This window comes from Streptomyces sp. NPDC002232 (assembly GCF_042890295.1).
Taxonomy (GTDB): domain Bacteria; phylum Actinomycetota; class Actinomycetes; order Streptomycetales; family Streptomycetaceae; genus Streptomyces.
The window spans coordinates 387,025-411,770 of record NZ_JBIARV010000003.1 but is presented as its reverse complement, the minus strand read 5'-3'; the positions used below and the strand labels follow the sequence as shown (position 1 = coordinate 411,770).

Annotated in this window: 4 protein-coding genes; all 4 read left to right on the top strand. The window is 74.9% G+C overall.

Annotation, left to right across the window (positions count from 1 at the left end; translation table 11 throughout):
• Positions 1-209: 209 nt before the first annotated feature.
• The 4 genes from ACFYXU_RS14430 to ACFYXU_RS14415 all read left to right on the top strand — a co-directional run bounded on the left by ACFYXU_RS14430 (position 210) and on the right by ACFYXU_RS14415 (position 24,695).
• Positions 210-9,692: an SDR family NAD(P)-dependent oxidoreductase gene (locus ACFYXU_RS14430; protein ID WP_389457840.1), complete on the top strand. Its 9,483-nt coding sequence runs from the start codon at positions 210-212 to the stop codon at positions 9,690-9,692.
• A 139-nt stretch (positions 9,693-9,831) separates the two neighbouring features.
• Positions 9,832-22,986 (top strand): amino acid adenylation domain-containing protein, encoded by a 13,155-nt coding sequence (locus ACFYXU_RS14425; protein ID WP_389457838.1) that lies wholly within the window; start codon positions 9,832-9,834, stop codon positions 22,984-22,986.
• Positions 22,987-23,148: 162 nt separating this feature from the next.
• Complete coding sequence (locus tag ACFYXU_RS14420) at positions 23,149-24,264, top strand: flavin-containing monooxygenase (RefSeq protein WP_389457836.1); 1,116 nt, start codon at positions 23,149-23,151, stop codon at positions 24,262-24,264.
• Positions 24,261-24,695 carry a hypothetical protein gene (locus ACFYXU_RS14415; RefSeq protein ID WP_389406526.1) on the top strand — a complete coding sequence of 145 codons (435 nt, stop codon included), beginning with the start codon at positions 24,261-24,263 and terminating at the stop codon, positions 24,693-24,695. Before ACFYXU_RS14420 ends, ACFYXU_RS14415 begins: the two co-directional genes overlap by 4 nt.
• The last annotated feature ends 51 nt before the right edge of the window (positions 24,696-24,746 follow it).

The following is a 24,746-nucleotide window of genomic DNA, read 5'->3' as shown; positions in this document are numbered from 1 at the left end:
CCGGGCCGGGAGGCTCTGCCCATGCGCCGTGAAATATCTGAGACGGCCGTCTCAAGAAGGCCGCACAAGCGTCTTCTGGATTGTTCGTCACATTCGTTTTGCATACCAACCCCCCGCTTCAGCCATTGGTTTACGGAGCGCCGCCTCGGTGCTAGGGTCCGAAACGAGTTGAGTCCGGCAGGGCCGCCGAGTCGGCAACGCCGTTGTTCATGCTTCACGGGGGGAGCAACAACACCATGATCCGCCATGCCCAGAACCGGAAGGATTCGGTCGGGGACGCGCCGTCGCGTCCGACGCACGTCCAGGGGGACGACCGTGCCGTCGCCGTCGTCGGGCTTTCCTGCCGTTTTCCCGGTGGTGCCGGTCCTGCCGAATTCTGGAACCTTCTCCGGAACGGCCGCGACGCGATCGCGGAACCGCCCGCCGATCGTGCCCACCTCGGCGTCCGGGAGGACGGTTCGCCGCGTCCCGGCGGATTTCTGCCGCGTGTCGACACCTTCGACGCCGAGTTCTTCGGCATTTCCCCGCGGGAAGCCGCCGCGATGGACCCGCAGCAGCGCCTGGTGCTGGAGCTCGCCTGGGAGGCCCTGGAGGACGCCGGTATCGTCCCGGGGAGTCTCGCCGGCAGCGCCACGGGCGTCTTCGTCGGCGCGATCGCCGACGACTACGCGGCGGTAACCCACGCGGCCGGGCCCGAGGCCACCTCCGCGCACACGGTGACCGGCCTGCACCGGGGCATCATCGCGAACCGGGTCTCGTACGCCCTCGGGCTCCAGGGCCCCAGCATGGTGATCGACAGCGCGCAGTCGTCGTCCCTGGTGGCGGTGCATCTGGCCTGCGAGAGCCTGCGCAGCGGCGAGTCCGTGACCGCGCTGGCGGGCGGTGTCAACCTGAACCTCGCGCCGGAGAGCACCGAGGCCCTCGCGGCCTTCGGGAGCCTCTCGCCCGACGGGCGATGTTACTCGTTGGACGCCCGGGCGAACGGGTATGTGCGAGGTGAGGGCGGCGGCGTCGTGGCGCTGAAACTCCTCAGTCGGGCCATCGCCGACGGGGACCGCATCCACTGTCTGCTGCACGGTGGGGCCGTCGGCAGCGACGGCGCGAGCGACACCCTCCCCACCCCTGACGGGAAATCCCAGGAGCGCGTCATACGTGACGCCTGGGTTAACGCCGGAATAACGCCGGAACGCGCGCAGTACGTCGAAATACACGGGTCGGGAACCCGCGTCGGTGATCCCATCGAAGCCGCTGCTCTGGGCGCCGTATTCTCCTCCTCCCGCTCTCCGGAAAATCCACTCCGGCTCGGATCCGTCAAGACGAACATCGGCCACCTCGAAGGGGCCGCGGGCATTGCCGGACTCGTGAAGACGATTCTCTGCCTCACGGAGCGGGAACTCGTTCCGACCCTCAACTATCAGACTCCGAATCCGCAGATCCCCTTCGAGGAACTGCGACTCGCCGCCGTCACCGAGAACGGACCCTGGCCGCATCCCGACACCCCGCTCTTCGCCGGTGTGACATCGGTCGGAATGGGCGGCACGAACTGTCATCTGGTTCTCGGTGAAGCGCCGCGCACGGACCCTTCGACCGTCGGGGACGAGCCGGTACGGGACCACGGAACGCACGCGTCCGCATTAATTCCCTGGGTACTCTCCGGACGCGGGGACCAGGCACTGCGCGCCCAGGCCGCCCGGCTCCGCGAGCACCTCGGGGCGCACCCGGACCTCGACGCCGCCGAGATCGCCCGCGCCCTCGTCCACGACCGCACCGCCTTCGGCCACCGGGCCGTCCTGACGGGCTCCGACCGGACCGCCCTGCTGACCGCCCTGGACGCCGTCGCCGACTCCGGGGTCACCCAGGCCGCCGTGACCGGCAGCACCCCCGCCCCCGTCCGGCGGGCCGTGTTCGTCTTCCCCGGCCAGGGCTCGCAGTGGGCCGGCATGGCCGCCGAACTCCTCGACAGCTCCGCGGTGTTCGCCCAGGTCGTCGAGGACTGCGAGCGCGCGCTCGGCCCGTACCGCGACTGGTCGCTGACCGAGGTGCTGCGCGGTCGCCCCGGAGCCCCGGCCCTGGACCGCGACGACGTCGTGCAGCCCGCGCTGTGGGCCGTGATGGTCGGACTCGCCGCCCTGTGGCGGGCCGCGGGCGTCGAGCCCGCCGCGGTCGTCGGCCACTCGCAGGGCGAGATAGCCGCCGCCACCGTCAGCGGCGCCCTCACGCTGGACGACGCTGCCCGGCTGATCGCCGTGCGCAGCACCGCCCTCGGCGCGCTCGCCGGGCGCGGCGGCGGCATGCTCACCGTCTCGCTGCCCGCCGACCGGGTCCGCGCGGACCTGGCGGGATTCCCGCGCCTGAGCGTCGCCGCCGTCAACTCGCCCGGCATGACCGTCGTGGCCGGCGACGGAGCCGACCTGGACGCGCTGGCCGCGCACTACGGCGAGGACGTCCGCACCCGCCGCGTCCCGGTCGCCTACGCCTCGCACAGCCCGCACGTCGACGCCGTCCGGGACACGCTGCCCGCCGAGCTCGCCGGCATCGCGCCGCGCGCCGGAACCGTGCCGCTGCACTCCACCGTGACCGGCACGGCGCTTGACGGCTCCGAGCTGGACGTCGACTACTGGTTCCGCAACCTCCGCGAGCCCGTCGGCTTCGAACCCGCCGTACGGTCCCTGCTCCAGGCGGGCCACGAACTCTTCATCGAGATGAGCCCGCACCCCGTCCTGGCGCTCGCCGTGCAGCAGACCGCGGAGGACGCCGACCTTCCCGTGGCCGCGCTCGGCACCCTGCGCCGCGGCGAGGGCGGGCCGCGGCGCCTGCTGCTCGCGTTCGGCGAGGCGTTCTGCCACGGCGCCGAGGTGGACTGGGACACGCTCCTGCCGGTCCCGCCCGCCGGGGCCGGCCGCGCCGAGCTGCCGACGTACGCCTTCCAGCGGCGGCGCCACTGGATCGCCGGACGGCCCCACACCGCCCGGACGCCGGGGCCCTCCGCCACGGCGCTCCCCGAGGACACCGCGGACGCCCCCGAGGTCGAGCGGACGCTCTCCCTGACCGGCGCGGCCGCCCTGGAGCTCGTGCGGGCGCACACCGCCGCCGTCCTCGGGCACGAGTCCGCCGCCGAGGTCGCACCCCGGAGGACGTTCAAGGAGCTGGGCATCGACTCGGCGATGGTCGTAGAGCTGCGCAACCGGCTCGTCGCCGCCACCGGGCGCACGCTCCCCACCACCGTCGTGTACGACCACCCCAGCCCCGTCCGGCTGGCCGCGCTGCTCGCCGACGCGCCGGACGAGACCGGGACGGCCCCCGAGGCCCGTACCGGCGAGGACGATCCGGTCGTGATCGTCGGCATCGGCTGTCGCTTCCCCGGCGGAGTGGACTCCCCCGAGGCGCTGTGGCGGGTCGTCGCCGAGCGGCGCGACGTGATCTCCGGCTTCCCGGCCGACCGGGGCTGGGACCTCGACGGCCTGTACGACCCGGACCCCGCGCACGTGGGCACCACGTACGTCCGCGACGGCGGTTTCCTGGCGGGCGCCGCGGAGTTCGACGCCGAGCTGTTCGGGATCTCGCCGCGCGAGGCGCTGGCGATGGACCCGCAGCAGCGCGCCTATCTGGAGGTCTGCTGGGAGGCGCTGGAGCGCGCCGGCATCGCCCCGGACTCCCTGCGCGGGACCCAGACCGGCGTGTTCGCCGGTGTCATGGCCCAGGAGTACGGTCCGCGCCTCGGTGAGGCGGGGGCGGGTGCCGCCGGGTTCGGCCTGACGGGGACGACGTCGAGCGTGGCCTCGGGCCGCGTCGCGTACACGCTGGGTCTCCAGGGTCCGGCCCTGACCGTCGACACGGCCTGCTCCTCGTCGCTGGTCGCCCTGCACCTGGCCGTCAACGCACTGCGCTCGGGCGAGTGCTCGCTGGCACTCGCCGGCGGCGTGACGGTCATGTCGACACCGGGCATTTTCGTGGAGTTCTCGCGGCAGCGGGGCCTCGCGGCGGACGGTCGCTGCAAGTCCTTCTCGGCGGACGCGGACGGCACCGCCTGGGCCGAGGGCGTCGGCGTCCTCGTCGTCGAGCGGCTCTCCGACGCCCGCCGTCTGGGACACAAGGTCCTGGCGGTGGTGGCCGGTTCGGCCGTGAACCAGGACGGCGCCTCCAACGGCCTGACCGCCCCCAGTGGTCCCGCGCAGGAGCGGGTGATCCGCGCCGCCGTGCAGGACGCCGGGGTGACGTTCGCCGGGGTCGACGCCGTCGAGGCGCACGGTACGGGAACGGTCCTCGGCGACCCGATCGAGGCACAGGCCCTCCTCGCCACCTACGGCACCGAACGCGACGAACAGCCTCTCCTCCTGGGGTCGTTGAAGTCGAACCTGGGGCACTCCCAGGCCGCCGCCGGCGTCGGCGGCGTCATCAAGATGGTCATGGCCCTCCAGCACGCCGAACTCCCCGCCACCCTCAACGTCAGCAAGCCCACCGAACTCGTCGACTGGGCCGACGGCGGCGTCGAAGTCCTCACCGAACCCCGCGCCTGGCCCGCCGCCGAAGGCCGGACCCGCCGCGCGGGCGTCTCCTCCTTCGGCATCAGCGGCACCAATGCCCACGTCATCCTCGCCGAGGCCCCCACCGAGCCCCTAGCGCCCGGCGGCGGGACCGGGGACACGGACTCCGACCCGCTGTGGGTGCTGTCCGGCCGGACCGAACCGGCGCTGCGCGCGCAGGCCGTCGCCCTCGCCGACGCGCTCGACGGGTCCGGTCCGCTCGGCGAGGTGTCCGCGCGTGACCTCGGCCGCGCCCTCGCCACCACCCGTACGGCCCTCGAACACCGCGCGGCCGTCACCGCGGAGGACCGGACGGAGGCCCTCGCGGCGCTGACCGCGCTCGGCCGCGGCGAGCCGCACTCCGCCCTCGCCGTCGGCACGGCGCGGTCCGACGACGGCCTCGCCTACCTCTTCACCGGACAGGGCAGCCAGCGCGTCGGCATGGGACGCGAGCTGTACGAGGCCGAGCCGGTCTTCGCCGCGGCGCTCGACGCGGTCTGCGCCGAACTCGACGCCGCCCGCGCCTCCGAGCCCGGCATGCCGCCGGTCCGCGAGGTGATGTTCCACGACGGCGAGGCGCTCGACCGGACCGAGAACACGCAGTGCGCGCTCTTCGCCCTCCAGGTCGCGCTGCACCGGCTCCTGGAGCACCGGGGTCTCGCCCCCGACGCCGTGCTCGGCCACTCCATCGGCGAGTTCGCCGCCGCGCACGTCGCCGGGATCCTCACGCTGTCCGACGCCTGCGCCCTCGTCGCCGCGCGCGGACGGCTCATGCAGGCCCTGCCGTCGGGCGGCGCCATGATGGCCGTCCAGGCCTCCCAGGACGAGGTCGCGGCGCTGATCGCGCACCGCGGGCACGAGGTGAGCGTCGCCGCCGTCAACGGTCCGCTGTCCGTCGTCGTCTCCGGTGACGTGCAGGCCGTCGAGGACGTCGCCGCCACGTTCGCCGCCACCGGTCGCAAGACGCGCCGGCTGGTCGTCAGTCACGCCTTCCACTCGCACCGCATGGACGGCATGCTCGACGCCTTCGCCGCCGTCACGGCGTCGGTGCGGTACGCGGAACCGCGCGTGCCCATGGTGTCGACCGTCACCGGTCTGCCCGTCGAGGTCACCGGCGACTACTGGGTGCGGCAGGTGCGCCGCGAGGTCAGGATGTCCGACGGCCTCGCCGCGCTCCACGGCCTCGGGATGCGGACCTTCCTCGAACTGGGCCCGGACGGTGTGCTGTCCGCCCTGGGGCAGGACTGTCTGGACGACGACGCGCTGGCATTCGTGCCCGTGCTGCGTCGCGGCCGGTCCGAGCGCCGGACCCTGGCCGGTGCGCTCGGCGCCCTGCACGTCCGCGGCCGGGGCCCCGACTGGCGGGCCGTCTTCGGCCCGGGCCGGACGCCGCCCCTGCCCACGTACGCCTTCCAGCGGGAGCGGTACTGGCTGACCGCGCGCGGCACCGAGGGGGCGGCGGGCCACCCGCTGCTCGGCCCGGCCGTCGAGCTCGCCGAGTCCGGGCAGGCCGTCCTGACCGCCCGCCTCGGGCGCCGTACCCACCCCTGGCTGGCCGACCACGCGGTCCTCGGCTCGGTCCTGCTGCCCGGCACCGCGTTCCTGGAGCTCGCCGTCCGCGCGGGTGCCGAGACCGGCGCCCCCCGGGTCGCCGAGCTCACGCTGGTCGCCCCGCTGGTGATCCCGGCCGACGGTCGCACCGAGGTGCAGGTCGTCGTGGCCGCGCCCGGCGAGGACGGTCTGCGCACCCTGACCGTGCACGCCCGCACCGAGACGCCGGACGGCGCCGTCGAACCGTGGACCCTGCACGCCACCGGCGCGCTCGCCCCGCACGACGGCTCCCCCGCGACCGCCGGGACCCGGCCCGCCGGCGAGGGCGTACCGCTGCCCGTCGACGGCTGCTACGACGAGCTGGCCTCCTCCGGCTACGCCTACGGCCCGGTCTTCCAGGGCCTGCGGGCCGCCCGGCGGCACGGCTCCGACCTGTCCGCCGAGGTCGCGCTCCCGGCCTCGGTCAACGACGCCGCCTCGTACGGCGTCCATCCGGCGCTGCTCGACGCGGCCCTGCACCCGATCGTCATCACCGCGCTGGAGGACGGCGGACGGCGACTGCTGCCCTTCGCGTGGCGCGGTGTGACCGTCCACCAGCCCGGCGCCCGGTCCGTCCGCGTCCTGATCACCGGCACCGGACCGGACGCCGTGGCCCTGACGCTGCTCGACGCGTCGCACACGGTGGTCGCCGAGATCGAGGAGCTCGTCCTGCGTCCGGTGAGCGACGCCGTCGCCGTGCCGCGCTCGCTCCACCGGCTGGACTGGAAGCCGGTGACCGCGGACGGCGAGGAGGCGCCGCGCTCCGTCGCCCTCGGCCCGGCCGACCTGGGCGTCGGTCCCCGCTACGCCGGTCTCGCCGAGCTGGGACGGGCCGTCGACGCGGGGCTGCTCGCCCCGTCGGTCGTCCTCGCGCCGCTCACCGCCCTCGCGGACGCCCCGGCGTCCGGCGGCGGGCTCCCGGTGCACCGCGCGCTCGGCCTGGTCCAGGAGTGGCTGGCGGACGACCGCTTCGGCGAGTCCCGTCTGGTGCTCGTCACCCGGGGCGCCGTCGCCACGGCGGCGGACGCCGACGCGGACCCGGACGGCGCTGCCGTGTGGGGTCTGGTGCGGTCGGCGGAGACCGAGAATCCCGGCCGGTTCGGGCTCCTCGACGTGGAGTCGGACGACGACTGCCGGACCGCGCTGCCGCTGCTCGGCACGGAGCCGCAGCTCGCCCTGCGGGACGGGGAGCCGCTGGTGCCCCGCCTCGGCCCGGCCACGGCCGGCGGGGCGCTGGTTCCGCCCGCCGGGACATCCGCCTGGCGGATGGTGGTGCGCGAGCGCGGGACCCTGGACCACCTGGCGCTCGACCCCTGCCCGGAGGCCCTGGCGCCGCTGGGCGACGGGCAGGTGCGGGTCGCGGTGCGCGCCGCGGGCGTGAACTTCCGCGACGTGCTGGGCACGTTGGGCCTGTACCCGGGCGATCCCGGACCGCTCGGCCTCGAAGGGGCCGGTGTGGTCACCGAGGTCGGGTCCGGTGTCACCGGGCTCGCCGTCGGCGACCGGGTCATGGGCCTGTTCTCCGGGGCGTTCGGTCCGGTCGCGGTCACCGACCACCGGCTGGTCGCCGTCATGCCCGACACCTGGTCGTACGCCGAGGCGGCGTCCGCGCCCATCGTGTTCCTGACGGCCTACCACGCCCTGGTCGACCTCGCGGGGCTCGCGGCGGGCGAGCGCGTCCTGATCCACGCGGCGGCCGGCGGCGTCGGCATGGCGGCCGTCCAGCTGGCCCGGCACCTGGGCGCGGAGGTCTACGGCACGGCGGGCCCCGGCAAGTGGGACGCGCTGCGGGCCCTGGGCCTCGACGACGCGCACCTGGCGTCGTCCCGCACCCTGGACTTCGAGGCCGCGTTCGGCGCGGCCACCGGGGAGCGCGGCATGGACGTCGTACTCAACTCGCTGGCCGGCGAATTCGTGGACGCCTCGCTGAGGCTGCTGCCGCGCGGCGGCCGCTTCGTCGAGATGGGCAAGACCGACCTGCGCGACCCGGCGCGGGTGGCCGCCGACCACTCCGGGGTCGCCTACCGCTTCTTCGACCTGCTCCAGGAGCCGGCCGAGCGGATCTCGGAGATGCTCACGGCCGTCCTGCGGCTGCTCTCGGCGGGGGCGCTGACCCCGCTGCCGGTCCGCACCTGGGACGTCCGCCGGGCACCGGACGCCTTCCGGTACGTCAGCCAGGCCCGCCACATCGGCAAGGTCGTCCTCATGCTGCCGGCGGCCCTCGACCCGGACGGCACGGTGCTGGTCACCGGCGCCACCGGCGCCCTCGGCGGGCTCGTCGCCCGGCACCTGGTCACCGAGCACGGCGCGCCCCGTCTGCTCCTGGTCAGCCGCCGCGGCCCCGACGCCCCCGGCTCGGAGGAGCTCTCCGCCGAACTGAGCGCGCTGGGCGCCGAGGTCACCCTCGCGGCCTGCGACACCGCCGACCGCGAGGCCCTCGCCGGGCTCCTGAGGGGCGTGCGGCTCACCGCCGTCGTCCACGCGGCGGGCGTGCTCGACGACGGCGTGGTCACGGCGCTCACGCCCGAGCGGCTGGACACCGTGCTCGCCGCCAAGGCCACCGCGGCCCGGCACCTGCACGAACTCACCGCGGACCAGGACCTCGCGGCCTTCGTCCTCTTCTCGTCCGTCATGGGTGTCATCGGCGGCGCCGGCCAGGGCAACTACGCCGCGGCCAACGCCTCCCTGGACGCCCTGGCCCAGCACCGCGCGGTCCGGGGCCTGCCCGCGGTCTCCCTGGCCTGGGGCATGTGGGCGGACACGGCGGGACGGCCGGGCGCCGCCGGAATGGCGGGCGGCCTGTCCGAAGCCGACCGGGTGCGCATCGCCCGGACCGGCCTCGCGCCCATCGACCGCGCCGAGGGCCTGGCCCTGTTCGACGCGGCCCTGCGCATGGATTCCGCCGCGCTGGTGCCCGCACCCCTCGACCGGGCCGCGCTCGGCGCGCTGGGCGGCCACCTGCCCACCGTGCTCCGGGACCTCGCCCCGGCCGCGCCCCGGCCCGCCGAGGCGGCGCCGGCGGAGGCCGCGCCCCGTGCGACGGAGACGCTGCGCGACCGCCTCGGGGTGCTGAGCGCGGCCGAGCGGGAGGAACTGCTCCTCGACCTCGTACGGGTGCAGACGGCCGCCGTCCTCGGCCGGTCCTCCGCGTCCGGCATTCCCGCCGACCGGCCCTTCAAGGACATGGGCTGCGACTCGCTCACCCTCGTCGAACTGCGCAACCGGCTACAGACCGCCGCCGGACTGCGACTGCCCGCCACCTTCCTCTTCAACCACCCGACACCGCTGGCGGTCGTGACCCGGTTGCACACCGAACTGGCCCCGACCGCACCGGAACCGACCGGCTCCGACACCTCGCCCTCCGTACCCGGCCTGGTCGCACTCGACCAGCTGGAAGCGGCACTCGGCGCGCTGCCGGACGACACCCAGGACGACGTCCTGGCCGAGATCGGCCGGCGGCTCCAGGCGCTGGCCGTCCAGGTCCCGGCCCAGCGGGCCGCCGCCGACGACGACCTCTCCGCACGCGTCCAGTCGGCCTCGGTCGACGAACTCCTCGCGTTCATCGACACCGAACTCTGACCCCGCGTCCGCCCCGCCGGACCCCCACCCTTCTCGTCCTGATCGCTGCGCGCGGCGTGCTCCGGCACCGCCGCACGGGCAGCCATGCCCGCACGCCGCGCACGCACGGCTCCACAACGCCTACGGGGGCATCACCATCATGACAACACCGGACCACGACAAACTCGTCGAATACCTCAAGCGCCTGACCGTCGACCTCCACCAGTCCCGTCAGCGGGTCCGCGAGCTGGAGGCGGGCAGCAACGACCCGATCGTCATCGTTGGCATGGGCTGCCGCTTCCCCGGCGGGGTGGACTCCCCCGAGGCGCTGTGGCGGGTCGTCGCCGAGCGGCGCGACGTGATCTCCGGTCTGCCGACCGACCGGGGCTGGGACCTCGACGGGCTCTACCACCCCGACCCGGACCACTCCGGGACGTCGTACGTGCGCGACGGCGGGTTCCTGGACGGCGCCGCCGCGTTCGACCCCGCGTTCTTCGGAATCTCGCCGCGCGAGGCGCTGGCGATGGACCCGCAGCAGCGGCTGCTCCTGGAGACGTCCTGGGAGGCGCTGGAGCGGGCGGGGATCACGCCCGGTTCGCTGCACGGGTCGTCGACGGGTGTGTTCCTCGGGGCCATCGCGCAGGAGTACGGCCCGCGTCTGGGTGAGGCGAGCGCGGCCGCCACGGGGTTCGGCCTGACGGGGACGACGTCGAGCGTGGCCTCGGGCCGCGTCGCGTACACGCTGGGTCTCCAGGGCCCGGCCCTGACCGTCGACACGGCCTGTTCCTCGTCGCTGGTCGCCCTGCACCTGGCCGTCAACGCACTGCGCTCGGGCGAGTGCTCGCTGGCGCTCGCCGGCGGCGTGACGGTCATGTCGACACCGGGCATTTTCGTGGAGTTCTCGCGGCAGCGGGGCCTCGCGGCGGACGGTCGCTGCAAGTCCTTCTCGGCGGACGCGGACGGCACCGCCTGGGCCGAGGGCGTCGGCGTCCTCGTCGTCGAGCGGCTCTCCGACGCCCGCCGCCTGGGACACAAGGTCCTGGCGGTGGTGGCCGGTTCGGCCGTCAACCAGGACGGCGCCTCCAACGGCCTGACCGCCCCCAGTGGTCCCGCGCAGGAGCGGGTGATCCGCGCGGCCGTCCAGGACGCCGGCGTCACCTTCGCCGGAGTCGACGCCGTCGAGGCGCACGGTACGGGAACGGTCCTCGGCGACCCGATCGAGGCACAGGCGCTCCTCGCCACCTACGGCACCGATCGCGACGAACACCCGCTGCAACTCGGCTCTTTGAAGTCGAACCTGGGGCACTCCCAGGCCGCCGCCGGCGTCGGCGGCGTCATCAAGATGGTCATGGCCCTCCACCACGGCGAACTCCCCGCCACTCTCAACGTCAGCAAGCCCAGCGAGTTGGTCGACTGGGCCAACGGCGGCGTGGAGGTGCTCACCGAGTCCCGCCCCTGGCCCGTGACCGAGGGCAGGGTCCGCCGCGCGGGTGTCTCCTCCTTCGGCATCAGCGGGACCAACGCGCACGTCATCCTGGCCGAGCCCCCGGTGGAGGAGCCGGCCGAGAACACGGCGCCCGGGCCGGACGGCTCGACCCTGCCGTGGCTCGTCTCGGCCCGCTCCTCGGAGGCGCTGGCCGAGGCGGCCGGGCAGTTGGCAGCGCACGTACGCGCGCTGCCGGAGCTCGGTACCGCCGATGTCGCGCTCTCGCTCGCGACCGGGCGCTCCAGCTTCGAGTCCCGGGCCGTCGTCCCCGGTGCCGAAGGCCGCGACGGACTGCTCGCGGGCCTGGACGCCCTGGCGTCCCGGGAGGTCGAGGGAGAGAACGGCGTGTCCGCCGCGCGGGCCGTCTTCGTGTTCCCGGGGCAGGGATCGCAGTGGGCCGGGATGGCCACCGGGCTGCTCGACTCCTCCCCCGAGTTCGCCCGTGTCATCGCGGCCTGCGAGACCGCGCTGGATCCCTTCGTCGACTGGTCGCTCACCGCCGTCCTGCGCGGCGAGGACGGGGCCCCCGGTCTCGACCGCGTCGACGTCGTCCAGCCGGCCTCCTGGGCGATGATGGTCGGCCTCGCCGCCCTCTGGCGCGCCCACGGCGTGAACCCGGTCGCCGTCGTCGGCCACTCCCAGGGCGAGATCGCCGCGGCCGTCGTAGCGGGCGGCCTCAGCCTGGAGGACGGCGCCCGCGTCGTCGCCCTGCGCTCCAAGGCCCTGCGCGTCCTCTCCGGCGGCGGCGGCATGGCCTCACTACGGGTGCCGGAGGAGCAGGCCGAAGAGCTCGTGCGGCCGTGGCAGGGACGCATCTCCGTCGCCGCGGTCAACGGACCGTCGTCCACCGTGGTCGCCGGACAGCCCGAAGCCCTCGACGAACTCCTCGCCCGGTGCGAGGCCTCCGGGGTCTGGGCCCGTCGCATCCCCGTGGACTACGCCTCCCACTCCGCCCACGTCGACGAGATCCAGGACACCCTCGCCCACGAGCTGAAGGACGTCTCCCCCCGCTCGGGCCTGATCGCCTTCCACTCCACCGTCACCGGCACCGTCCTGGACACCTCCGCACTCGACGGCGCCTACTGGTTCCGCAACCTCCGCAGCAAGGTCCGGCTCACCGAGGTCGTCACCGGACTCGCCACCCCCGACACCGTCTTCATCGAGGTCAGCGCCCACCCCGTCCTCCTCTCCGGCATCACCGAGACCCTCGGCGACACCGGAACCGCCGTCGGCACCCTCCACCGCGACAACGGCGGACTCGACCGCTTCGCCCACTCCGCCGCCGAAGCCTGGACCCACGGCGTCACCCTCGACTGGACCACCCTCCTCACGCCCTTCGGGGCGCGCGCCGTGGAGCTTCCGTCGTACCCCTTCCAGCGGCAGCGCTACTGGCTGGAGCCGGAGCCCGCGTCCACCGACGCCCGCGGGCTCGGTCTGACCTCGGCCGGGCACCCGCTGCTCGGTGCCGTGGTCGAACTGGTCGAGGAGGACCGGCTGGTGTACACGGGGCGGCTCGGCCTCGACACGCAGCCGTGGCTCGCCGATCACGCCGTGCGGGGCACCGTCCTGCTGCCCGGCACCGCGTTCCTCGAACTCACCATGGCCGTGGGCGCGCGGGTGGGCACGCGACGGCTCGCCGAGCTCACCCTCCAGGCTCCGCTGGTGCTCCCGCCCGGCGAGGCCGTACAGCTTCGGGTGACCGTCGAGCCGCCGGCCGACCACGGGCAGCGGGAGCTGGCCGTGCACTCCCGGCCGCAGGACGCCGACGCGGACACCCCGTGGACCCGGCACGCCGCCGCGGTGCTCGACTCCGAGGACGACGGCGCCGACTTCGAGCTCTCGGAGTGGCCGCCGGCCGGCGCCCAGGAGATCGACGTCGAGAGCCGCTACGACACCCTGTCCGAGGCGGGCTACGACTACGGCCCCGCCTTCCAGGGCCTGCGCGCCGCCTGGCGCTCCGGCCAGGACGTCTACGCCGAGGTGGGCCTGCCCGCCGAACTGGACGCCACGACCTACGGGGTGCACCCGGCGGCCCTGGACGCCGCGCTGCACGCGGTCGGGCTGCTCCGCGCGGACGCCGGCACCGTACTGCCCTTCTCCTGGTCCGGCGTCACCCGCCACACCGACGGCGCGGACGCCCTCCGGGTCCGGCTCAGCCCGCGCGGCGACGGTGTGAGCCTGCGCGTCGCCGACGGCACGGGGAAGCCCGTCCTGTCCGCGGAGAGCGTCACGATGCGGCCGTTCACGGCCGACCCGACGGCCGGTGGCGGCGCGGACGCGCTCTTCCGCCTCGACTGGCAGCCGGTCGCGTCCGCCGCCGACACCGACGTGTGCCTGGTCGCGGACCTGGCCGACGTCCCCGGCGAGGTCCCGCCGCTGGTCGCCGTCCGATGTCCGGTCGACGGACGATGTCCCGACACCGAGCGGAACTCCGGCGGCAGCACGGGAGCCGATCTCGCGGCGGCCGCCCACGAAGCGGCGCGCTGGGCCCTCGGCCTCGTCCAGGGCTGGCTGGCCGACGCCCGCTTCGCCGGTTCCCGCCTGCTCGTCCTGACCGACGGAGCCGCGGGACCCGAGGTCGACGACCCCGCCCAGGCCACCGTGTGGGGCCTGATCAGGACCGCCCAGTCCGAGCACCCGGACCGCTTCGCCCTGCTGGACGCGGACGCCGCGCACGACACCGGCACCGTGCCCGGGAGCGTGCTCACCGAGCCGCAGCTCGCCCTGCGGGCGGGTGCGCTGCTCGCGCCCCGCCTCGTCCGGCACACCTCGGCCGGGGAACCGGCCGGCGCCGCCCCGCTCGACCCGGACGCCACCGTGCTCGTCACCGGTGGCACGGGCGTGCTCGGCGCCTCGGTCGCCCGGCACCTGGTCACCGAGCACGGCGCCCGCCGTCTCCTGCTGGTCAGCCGCCGCGGCGCCGACGCCCCCGGAGCCGGTGAACTCCAGGCCGAGCTGACCGCGCGGGGCGCCGAGGTCACCCTCGCGGCCTGCGACACCGCCGACCGCGAGGCCCTCGCCCGGCTCCTGACGGGCGTCCGGCTCACCGCCGTCGTCCACACCGCGGGCCTGCTCGACGACGGCGTGGTCGAGTCCCTGACCGAGGAGCGCCTCTCGGCCGTCCTGCGGCCCAAGGTGGACGCGGCCGCGCACCTCGACGAGCTGACCGCGGACCACGACCTCGCCGCGTTCGTGCTCTTCTCGTCGGTGGCGGGCGTGCTCGGCAACCCGGGTCAGGCCAACTACGCCGCGGGCAACGTGTTCCTCGACGCGCTCGCCGCGCGCCGCAGGGCCGCGGGCCGTCCCGCCACCTCCCTCGCCTGGGGCCTGTGGGCCGAACGCACCGGACTGACCGGCCACCTGGACGACGGCACCCTCTCGACGCGCGGCATCGCCCCGCTCTCCACCGAGCAGGGCCTCGCGCTCCTCGACCGGGCGCTCGCCGACGACCGGCCCCTGCTCGTACCGGCCCGCCTCGACCCGGCCTCGCTGCGCTCCGACGCACTCGCCGGGACGCTGTCCCCGGTGCTGCGCTCCCTGGTGCGGGTCCCGCGGCGGCGCGCGGGCGATACCGGTCTGCGCCGCAAGCTCGGCAGGATGTCCGAGGAGGAGGGCCGTCGGCTGCTGCTCGACGTCGTGCGCGCCCAGCTCGCCTCGGTCATCGGCAGCGAGTCGACGGACGGGATCGACCCGGACCAGCCGTTCAAGAGCTTCGGCATCGACTCGCTGCTCGCGGTGCAGCTGCGCAACCGGCTCAACTCCGCGACGGGGCTGCGGCTTCCGGCCACCCTGGTCTTCGACCACCCGACGCCGGCCGCTGTCGTCGACTTCACGCTCGCGCTCGCGCGGGAGCGTGCCGAGGCCGCGGCCCCGGCACGGCCCGTCGCCGCCGCCGTCCCGCGTACGGACGACGACCCGATCGTGATCGTCGGCATGGGCTGCCGCTTCCCCGGCGGCATCGCCTCGCCCGAGGCGCTGTGGCGGCTCGTCGCCGAGCGGCGCGACGCCGTCTCGGAGTTCCCGGCGGACCGGGGCTGGGACCTCGACCACCTCTTCCACCCGGACCCGGACCACTCGGGGACCTCGTACGTCCGGCACGGCGGGTTCCTGCACGAGGCGGGCGAGTTCGATCCGGCGTTCTTCGGGATCTCGCCGCGCGAGGCGCTGGCGATGGACCCGCAGCAGCGGCTGCTCCTGGAGGTCTCGTGGGAGGCGCTGGAGCGGGCGGGCATCACGCCCGGCTCGCTGCACGGCAGTGACACCGGGGTGTTCGCCGGTGTGATGTACCACGACTACGGTGGCGGCGGCCGGCTTCCGGAGGAGGCCGAGGGGCACTTCCTGACCGGTACGGCCGGCAGTGTCGCCACCGGCCGGGTGGCCTACACGCTGGGTCTCCAGGGTCCGGCCCTGACCGTCGACACGGCCTGTTCCTCGTCGCTGGTCGCCCTGCACCTCGCGGTGCGCGCCCTGCGGTCCGGCGAGTGCTCGCTCGCCCTGGCGGGTGGTGCCGCGGTGATGTCCACGCCGAACACCTTCATCGAGTTCTCGCGGCAGCGGGGCCTCGCGGCGGACGGCCGGGTCAAGTCGTTCTCGGCGGACGCGGACGGCACCGCCTGGGCCGAGGGCGTCGGCGTCCTCGTCGTCGAACGGCTCTCCGACGCCCGCCGCCTCGGACACAAGGTCCTGGCCGTGGTGGCCGGTTCGGCCGTCAACCAGGACGGCGCCTCCAACGGACTCACCGCCCCCAGCGGCCCCGCCCAGGAGCGGGTGATCCGCGCCGCCGTGCAGGACGCCGGAGTGACGTTCGCCGGAGTCGACGCCGTCGAGGCGCACGGTACGGGAACGGTCCTCGGCGACCCGATCGAGGCACAGGCGCTCCTCGCCACCTACGGCACCGAACGCGACGGGCAGCCCCTCCTCCTCGGCTCCCTCAAGTCCAACCTCGGACACGCCCAGGCCGCCGCGGGCGTCGGCGGCATCATCAAGATGGTCATGGCCCTGCGCCACGGCGAGCTGCCCGCGACGCTCAACGTCGGCACGCCCAGCACCCTCGTCGACTGGGACACGGGCGGTGTCGAGATCCTCACCGAGCCGCGCCCCTGGCCCGTGACCGAGGGCAGGGTCCGCCGCGCGGGTGTCTCCTCCTTCGGCATCAGCGGGACCAACGCCCACGTCATCCTGGCCGAGCCCCCGGTGGAGGAGCCGGACGAGAACGCGGCGCCCGGGCCGGACGGCTCGACCCTGCCGTGGCTCGTCTCGGCCCGCTCCTCGGAGGCGCTGGCCGAGGGCGCCGCACAGCTCGCCGCCTTCGTACGGGAACGGCCCGAGCTGAGCACCGCCGACGTCGCGCTCTCCCTGGCGACCGGGCGCTCCGCCTTCGAGTCACGTGCCGTGATCCGCGGCGCCGAGGGCCGCGACGGGCTGCTCGCGGGCCTCGACGCCCTGGCCTCGGGCGAGGTCCAGCCCGTCACCTCGGCGGTCACCGGAGCGAAGCCGGGCCGCACGTCGAGCGCTCCCGTGGTGTTCGTGTTCCCGGGGCAGGGTTCGCAGTGGGCCGGGATGGCCACCGGCCTGCTGGACTCCTCGCCGGAGTTCGCCCGGGTGATCGCGGCCTGCGAGACCGCGCTGGATCCCTTCGTCGACTGGTCGCTCACCGCCGTCCTGCGCGGCGAGGAGGGCGCTCCGGGCCTGGACCGGGTGGACGTGGTCCAGCCGGCCTCCTGGGCGATGATGGTCGGCCTCGCCGCCCTCTGGCGCGCCCACGGCGTGAACCCGACGGCGGTCGTGGGGCACTCGCAGGGCGAGATCGCCGCGGCCGTCGTGGCGGGCGGCCTCAGCCTGGAGGACGGGGCCCGTGTCGTCGCCCTGCGCTCCAAGGCCCTGCGCGTCCTGTCCGGCGGTGGCGGCATGGCCTGGCTCAGTGTCCCGGAGGCCCGGGCGGAGGAGCTGCTCACCGCGTGGAGCGGGCGCGTCTCGGTCGCCGCGGTCAACGGGCCGTCGTCCACCGTGGTCGCCGGACAGCCCGCGGCCCTCGACGAACTCCTGGCCCGGTGCGAGGCGTCCGGGGTCTGGGCCCGTCGCATCCCGGTGGACTACGCCTCCCACTCCGCCCACGTCGACGAGATCCAGGACACCCTCGCCCACGAGCTGGAGGGGGTCGCTCCCCGCTCGGGCCGGGTCGCCTTCCATTCCACGGTGACCGGTGGGCTCCTGGACACGGCCGAGCTGGGTGCCTCGTACTGGTTCCGGAACCTTCGCAGCAAGGTCCGGCTCGCCGAGGTCGTCACCGGGCTCGCCGCTCCGGGAACGGTGTTCATCGAGGTCAGCGCCCACCCCGTCCTCCTCTCCGGCATCACGGAGACCCTCGGCGACGGCGGGGCCGCCGTCGGCACCCTGCACCGCGACAACGGCGGACTCGACCGCTTCGCCCACTCCGCAGCCGAAGCCTGGACCCACGGCGTCACCCTCGACTGGACCACCCTGCTCACCCCCTTCGGGGCACGCGCCGTGGAGCTTCCGTCGTACCCCTTCCAGCGGCAGCACTTCTGGCTCGTCAACGAGCCCGTCGCCGCTCCGCGCGAGGTCGTGCGGCCGGTGGACCGTCCTGTCGAGCAGGCCGGCCTGCTGGGCGCGCGGCTGCCGGCGTCGCCGCTGGCGCAGGCACAGTTCGCTCCGCACCTCGACCCGGTGGCGCACCCCTGCCTGGGTGACTTCGTGGTCGGCGGACGGCCGGTGGTCAGCGCCGGTGTGCTCGTGGAGTCGCTGGTGGAGGCGGTGACCGAGCTCGCCGGGCCGGGGCCGGTCTCCGTCGAGGACCTGGAGCTCCCCGTCGACCTGGTGCTCGACCCGGTCGGCGCCGATCCGTCGGCGGCCGGTGCCGGGCGCGTCGCCCAGCTCGTCGTGGACGAGGGGCGGTTCCGCTACTTCGCCCAGGACGCCTCCGGTGCCTGGCAGTTGCACGCGCGGGGCCGGGCGACGGCCGGTGCTCCGGCCGCGCCGACGGTCACGCTCGCCCCGGTGGGTTCGGGCCGCGAGCTGACCGGGGACGAGCTCTACCGGCTGCTGTGGCGGCGTGCCCTGTACCTGGGGTCCTCCGCCCGCTGGGTCGAGCGGATCCGGCTCGGCCGGGGCGAGGCCACGGCGGAGATCCGTGCCGCGCTGCCCGGCGAGGCGGAGGGGTACCTGATCCACCCCGGGCTCGTCGACGCCATGTTCCAGACGGCGCTGGCCTGCTTCCCCACCGACGGCCCGGCCCTGGTGCCGGCCGGTCTGGACCGCTTCGCGCACTACGGCCGTGGCGGGGTCCCGGACGGGCTCCGCTGCCACGCGGAGCTGTTCGAGGACGGTACGCGGGCGCGCATCCGGCTCCTCACGGCGCAGGGCCGGCTGGTCGCCGAGGCCGACGGCGTGCGGTTCGTCCCGGTGTCGGACCGGGCGGCGGCGGAGCCGGCGGCGACCCGTGCGCCCTCGGCCGACCGGGTGTCCCCGGTCGAGCCGGAACCGGTGCGGCGGGCCGAGGTCCCGGCGCCCCGGGCGCCGGAGCCCGCCGAAGCGGCCGAGGTCACGCCGTCGGCGGCGCCCGGGGCGGTGCGCGACCTCGTGGCGCGGACCGTCGCGCAGGCGCTCGGCACGGTGGCGGCCCGGCTGGACGCCGGGCGGTCCCTCCAGGCCCTCGGTCTTGACTCGCTGATCGCGATGAAGATCCGGACGGCACTGGACCGGGAGTTCGACGTCCTGCTGCCGATGACGGCGTTCCTGGGCGGCCGCAGCACCGAGGACATCGCCGGGGACGTGCTCGACGCGCTCGGCGCGGGAGCCGAGGACGAGGTGCCGGAGACGGGCGCCGGGTCCCGCTCGTCCGCCGACGACGCGGAGCGGTACGAGCCCTTCGGCCTGACCGACCTCCAGCAGGCGTACCTCGTCGGCCGGGGTGACGCCTTCGAACTCGGCAACACCTCCACGTACTTCCAGATCGAGATCGACCTGGAGCAGGTGGACGTGGACCGGCTGGGGGCGTCCTTCCGGGCCATGGTCGAGCGGCACGACATGCTGCGGGCCGTGTTCACCGAGGAGGGCGAGCAGCGCGTCCTGCGCGAGGTCCCGGCCTATGTGATCCGTGAGACCGACGTGTCCGGGCTGGCCCCGGCCGCGCGCGAGGCGGCGCTGGTCGCCGTCCACGAGGAGATGCGGCACCAGGTCTTCGACACCGCCCGCTGGCCGCTGTTCGACGTGCGGGTGACGCGGATCGACGAGCGGGTGATCCGGCTGCACGCCGGGTTCGACGCCCTGATCATCGACGGCTTCAGCACGTCGATCCTGTTCAAGGAGTGGGCCGCCAGCTACCGGGGCGAGGAGCTGCCCGAGCTGGAGCTGCGCTACCGGGACTACGTGCGGCAGGCCCGCGAGCTGGACAGCGGGCCCGCGTACGACCGGGCGGTGGCGTACTGGCGGGACCGTCTCGACACCCTGCCGGCGGCGCCGCAGCTGCCGCTGGCCGTGGCCCCGTCGAGTCTGGACCGGCCGGTGTTCCACCACCGCGGCGCGACGCTCCCCCGGGAGGAGTGGGACCGGTTCAAGGAGCACGCGGCGGCGGCCGGGGTCAGCCCGTCGGCGGCCCTGTGCACGGCGTACGCGCAGGTGATCGCGGAGTGGAGCGCCACGCCCGACTTCTCGCTGAACCTGCTGTACTTCAACCGGCTGCCGCTGCACCCGCAGGTCGGCGACGTGATCGGCAACTTCTCCACCACGCTGATGCTGGAGATCCGCGACGCGGCCGACGCCACGTTCGCGGCCCGTGCGAACGACGTGCAGGCCCGGCTGTGGAGCGACATGGAGCACAGCCAGGTCAGCGGTGTGCAGGTGCTCAGGGAGCTGAACCGGGCGCGGGGCGCCACGATGCGGGCCGCCGCACCGGTGGTCTTCACGAGCCTGGTGAACTTCGCGGGGCAGCAGGACACCGAGCGGCGCGGCGTCGTCCAGTACCTGGCGGGGATCGGTGAGAACGGCCGTCAGGTGAGCAGCTCGGTCCGGACGCCGCAGGTGTGGCTGGACCACCAGGCGGTGGAGGAGGCCGGTGAACTCGTCCTGAACTGGGACGTGATCGAGGAGCTGTTCCCCGAGGGCTGCGTGGACGCCATGTTCGCCGCGTACCAGCGGATGCTGCGCGAGCTGGCGGGTGACCCGGCGGCCTGGCAGCGGCCGCGTCCGGCGCTCGTCCCGGCGGCCGACCTGGAGGTGCGGGCCGAGGCCAACGACACCGACGGACCCCTGCCCGACGGGCTGCTGCACGACGCGGTCCTCGCCCAGGCCGGGGCCACGCCCGACGCGCCCGCCGTCATCGCACAGGCGCTGACGCTGACGTACCGGGAGCTCGACCTCAGGTCGAACCAGGTGGGGCACGCGCTGCGGGGCCGGGGAGCCGGTCCCGGCGACCTGGTGGCGATCGTCATGGACAAGGGCTGGGAGCAGGTCGTGGCGGCGCTCGGCATCCTGCGGTCGGGGGCGGCGTACGTCCCGATCGACGCGCGGGTGCCCGTCGAGCGGCTGCACGTGCTGCTCGACAGCGCCGGGATCAGCCAGGTCGTCACCCAGCCGTGGGTGGACGAGACGGCGGAGTGGCCCGAGGGCGTGGTCAGGACCGTGGTGCGGGCCGAGGACGCGGGTGAGGAGGCCCCGCTCGGCGAGTCCGGCGCCAAGCCGGGCGACCTCGCCTACGTGATCTTCACCTCGGGCTCCACGGGGCTGCCCAAGGGCGTGATGATCGAGCACGGCGCGGCCCTGAACACGGTGGTCGACGTCAACGAGCGGTACGGCGTCACCGCGGCCGACCGGGCCCTCGGACTGTCGGCGATGCACTTCGACCTGTCGGTCTACGACGTGTTCGGACTGCTCTCGGTGGGCGGCGCCCTGGTGCTGCCCGAGCCGGCCGCGCACCGCGAGCCCGCCCGCTGGGCGGAGCTCGTCACCGAGCACGGGGTGACGATCTGGAACAGCGTTCCCGCGCTGATGGAGATGTTCACCGAGCACGCCCTGTCGAACGGTCTGACCGGTCTGCCGGTGCGGCTGGTCATGATGAGCGGCGACTGGATACCGGTGTCGCTGCCGGGGCGGATCCGGCTCCTCCTGCCGGACGCCGGGCTGTGGAGCCTCGGCGGAGCCACGGAGGCGTCGATCTGGTCGATCCTGCACCCGATCGGGGACGTCCCGGACGACTGCGTGAGCATCCCGTACGGCAAGGCGATGCGTAACCAGCGCTTCCACGTGCTCGACGCCTCGATGCGGCCCTGCCCCGTGTGGGTGCCCGGCGACCTGTACATCGCGGGGGTCGGGCTGGCGCGCGGCTACCTGAACGACGAGGCGAAGACCCGCGCCGCGTTCCTGCACCACCCGGTCACCGGTGAGCGGCTCTACCGGACCGGCGACATGGGCCGCTTCCTGCCGGACGGCACCATCGAGTTCCTCGGCCGGCTGGACTCCCAGGTGAAGATCCAGGGCTATCGGATCGAGCTCGGCGAGGTCGAGTCCGGGCTCACCCAGTGCGAGGGGGTGCGCAGTGCCGCGGTCGTCGCGGCGGGCGAGCGGCACGGGCCGAAGCGGCTGATCGCGTACGTCGTCCTCGACGAGGGGCGCGACGACACGGAGCAGGGGATCACCGAGGCGCTGCGGCGGGTGGTTCCGGCGCACCTGGTGCCGCAGCGGATCCTCGTCCTGGACGAACTGCCCCTCAGCGACAACGGGAAGGTCGACCGGGCGGCGCTGCCCGCCCCGGACGAGGTGGCCGCGGAGGGCGCCGGATTCGTCGCGCCGCGCGACGAGGTGGAGCGCCGGCTCGCGGAGATCTGGGCGGAGTTCTTCGGCGTGACCGAGATCGGGGTGACCGCGAGCTTCTTCGACCTCGGCGGGGACTCGCTGCTCGCGGTGCGGCTGATGGCCCGGATCGCGCGCGGCCTGGGCCGCAGCCTGCCGCTGTCGACCCTCTTCGCCCGGCCGACGATCGAGCTGCTCGCGCGGGCGGTCCGGGAGGCCGGGAGCGGGGAGGTCGGACGCGGGGCGCTGGTGCCGGTGCGCACGGGCGGCACGCGGACGCCGCTGGTGTTCGTGCACCCGGTCGGCGGTGACGTGCTCTGTTACGCGGAGCTCGCCGAACTCCTCGGCGAGGAGCAGCCGTTCTACGCGCTCCAGCTGCCGGACGCGGAGCTGGACGGGGTGGGGGCCATGGCCGCCCACTACGTGGCCGCGGTCCGGGAGGCGCTGCCGGAGGGTCCGTACCGGCTCGGCGGCTGGTCGATGGGCGGGGTGATCGCCCTGGAGATGGCGGCCCAGCTCACCGCGGCGGGCGCCGAGGTGGAGCTGCTGACCGTGATCGACCTGATGGTGGAGCCCGGTCCGGCCGAGGGGGCGCCCGTCTCCGACGAGACGCTGCTGTCCTGGTTCGCCCGGGACCTGGCGGGGCTGGCCGGTGTGCGGTGGGAGCTGCCGGCCGAGGCCTTCGACGGCCGGCCGCCGGTGGAGGTGCTGCACGCCGAGGCGCGGGCCGCGGGGGCGCTGTCCGAGGACATCGACCTCGACACGCTCAGCGGCATCGTCGGCCGGTTCCGGAGCAACTACCGGGCCCTGCTGCGCCACACGCCCACCGCCTTCGCGGGGCGCGTGGTGTCGCTGCGGGCCGCGGACGGCGGCGCGACGGTCGAGACGGCGCGCCGCTGGATGCGGTACTTCCCCGGGGACGCGACCCTCGTGGACGTGCCGGGCGACCACTACACGGTGATGCGCGGCGAGCGGCTGCGCGTCCTGGCGGGCGAGCTGCGCCGGGCGCTCGACGCGCGCTGACCGCTCCGGCCGGGCCGCCCCGCCGGCGGCCCGGCCGGACCCTTCCGGACCGGGCGCCGCCCGGTCCGTGCCGGACGGGGCACGGCCCCGGTCCGGCCGATCCACCCCGGACCGTTCCCGCGGTTCCGCGGGCTCCAGGTCCACGAGACGAGGACATGCGGTATGCGAACAGATCAGGCCGACCCGACGCGTCGGCCGACGAGCACCCTCCCGGCCACCGTGCCGGTCGCCGTCGTCGGGGCGGGCCAGTCCGGGCTCGCCGCCGCCTACCACCTGCGGCAGGCCGGGATCCGGTGCGTGCTGCTCGACGCGGGGGACGAGGTCGGCGAGACCTGGGAGCGGCGCTGGGACACGCTGAGGCTGTTCACCTCCGCGCAGTTCTCCGGGCTGCCGGGGCTGCCCTTCCCCGGCGAGGCGGCGCACTACCCGGGCAAGGACGAGGTGTCGGCGTACCTGCGGGAGTACGCCGAGCGGTTCGACCTCCCGGTGCTGACCGGTCACCGGGTGCTGTCGCTGCGCCGGGACGGCGACGGCTATCTGCTGACCACCGCCGGGGGCGAGTGCCGGGCCGGGCAGGTCGTCATAGCGACCGGCGCGTTCGGCGCGGCCCGGGTCCCGGACTTCGCCGCCGGGCTGAGTCCGGACGTGCCGACCCTGCACACCAGCGCGTACCGGAGTGCCGCCCAGGTGCCGCCGGGCACCGTGCTCGTCGTCGGCGACGGCAACTCCGGCCGGCAGATCGCCGCGGAGCTGTCCGAGACCCACTCGGTGGTCCTCAGCTGCGGCGAGGCCGTCTCGCCGCCCCTGCCCCAGAGGGTCGTCGGCCGGGACATGTTCTGGTGGATGAGCGTCCTCGGCGTGATGAGCCTGCCGGTGAGCATGCAGGCGCCGGATCCGGTCGTCGGCGACCGGGTGCCCGGTCTCGTCGCGGCGGGCCGGATTCGGACGGTGGGCCGGATCACCTCGGCCGAGGGCGCCGAGCTGGTGGCGGCGGACGGGGAGCGCGTGAAGCCCTCGGCGGTGATCTGGGCGACCGGCTACCGCACCGACTGGAGCTGGCTCGATCCGGAGATGCTCGACGAGGAGGGGCAGCCCCGGCACACCGAGGGCACGGGCGTCCTGCCCGGCAGCCACTACCTGGGCCTCTACCGGATGCGTACCCGGGGCTCGGCGCTGATCGGCTTCGTCGGCCGTGACGCCGAGCGCGCGGCGGCGGCGATCACCGCCGCCGCGACCTCCACGACCCCTGCTGCCACGCCGGAGGGCGAGCCGTCATGACCACTGCCACCACGACCGAACTCGACGTGCTGGGCGCCCTGCTGGCGTTCGACTTCATCGGCTTCGCCCAGAAGTCCGCCGCCCTGGACCCCGCCGACGCGCGGTACGGGCGGGCCGTCGGCTGCGCCTTCGGGCTCGCTGCGCGCCGTCGCTTCCCCCGGGGCGCGCACCCCGAGGAGGTGCGCGCGTACGTGGCGCGGTTCCTCGGCTCGCTGGAGGCCGGGGCCGAGGACTTCGACGCGGCGGTGCTCGAAGCCCTGATCTTCGCCGGACTGGACGGGGACGGAGGCCAGGGACCGGGGCCCACGGACCCCGAGCGGACGATGCAGGCCCGGCTCGTCCTGACGCTCCGCTGGGTGCGGGAGCTGGAGCTCGGTCCCGAGGAGCAGCGGGAGCTGCTGGCGCAGGCCGGCCGGCGCGTGGCGGTCTGACGGCCGGCGTACGGGAGAGGCGGCGTCCCGGATGCTCCGGGGCGCCGCCTC

Excerpts from the sequence above, each read along its gene's own strand:
- ACFYXU_RS14430 (WP_389457840.1), top strand. The coding sequence starts at position 210 with ATGCTTCACGGGGGGAGCAACAACACCATGATCCGCCATGCCCAGAAC.
- ACFYXU_RS14425 (WP_389457838.1), top strand. The coding sequence starts at position 9,832 with ATGACAACACCGGACCACGACAAACTCGTCGAATACCTCAAGCGCCTG.
- ACFYXU_RS14420 (WP_389457836.1), top strand. The coding sequence starts at position 23,149 with ATGCGAACAGATCAGGCCGACCCGACGCGTCGGCCGACGAGCACCCTC.
- ACFYXU_RS14415 (WP_389406526.1), top strand. The coding sequence starts at position 24,261 with ATGACCACTGCCACCACGACCGAACTCGACGTGCTGGGCGCCCTGCTG.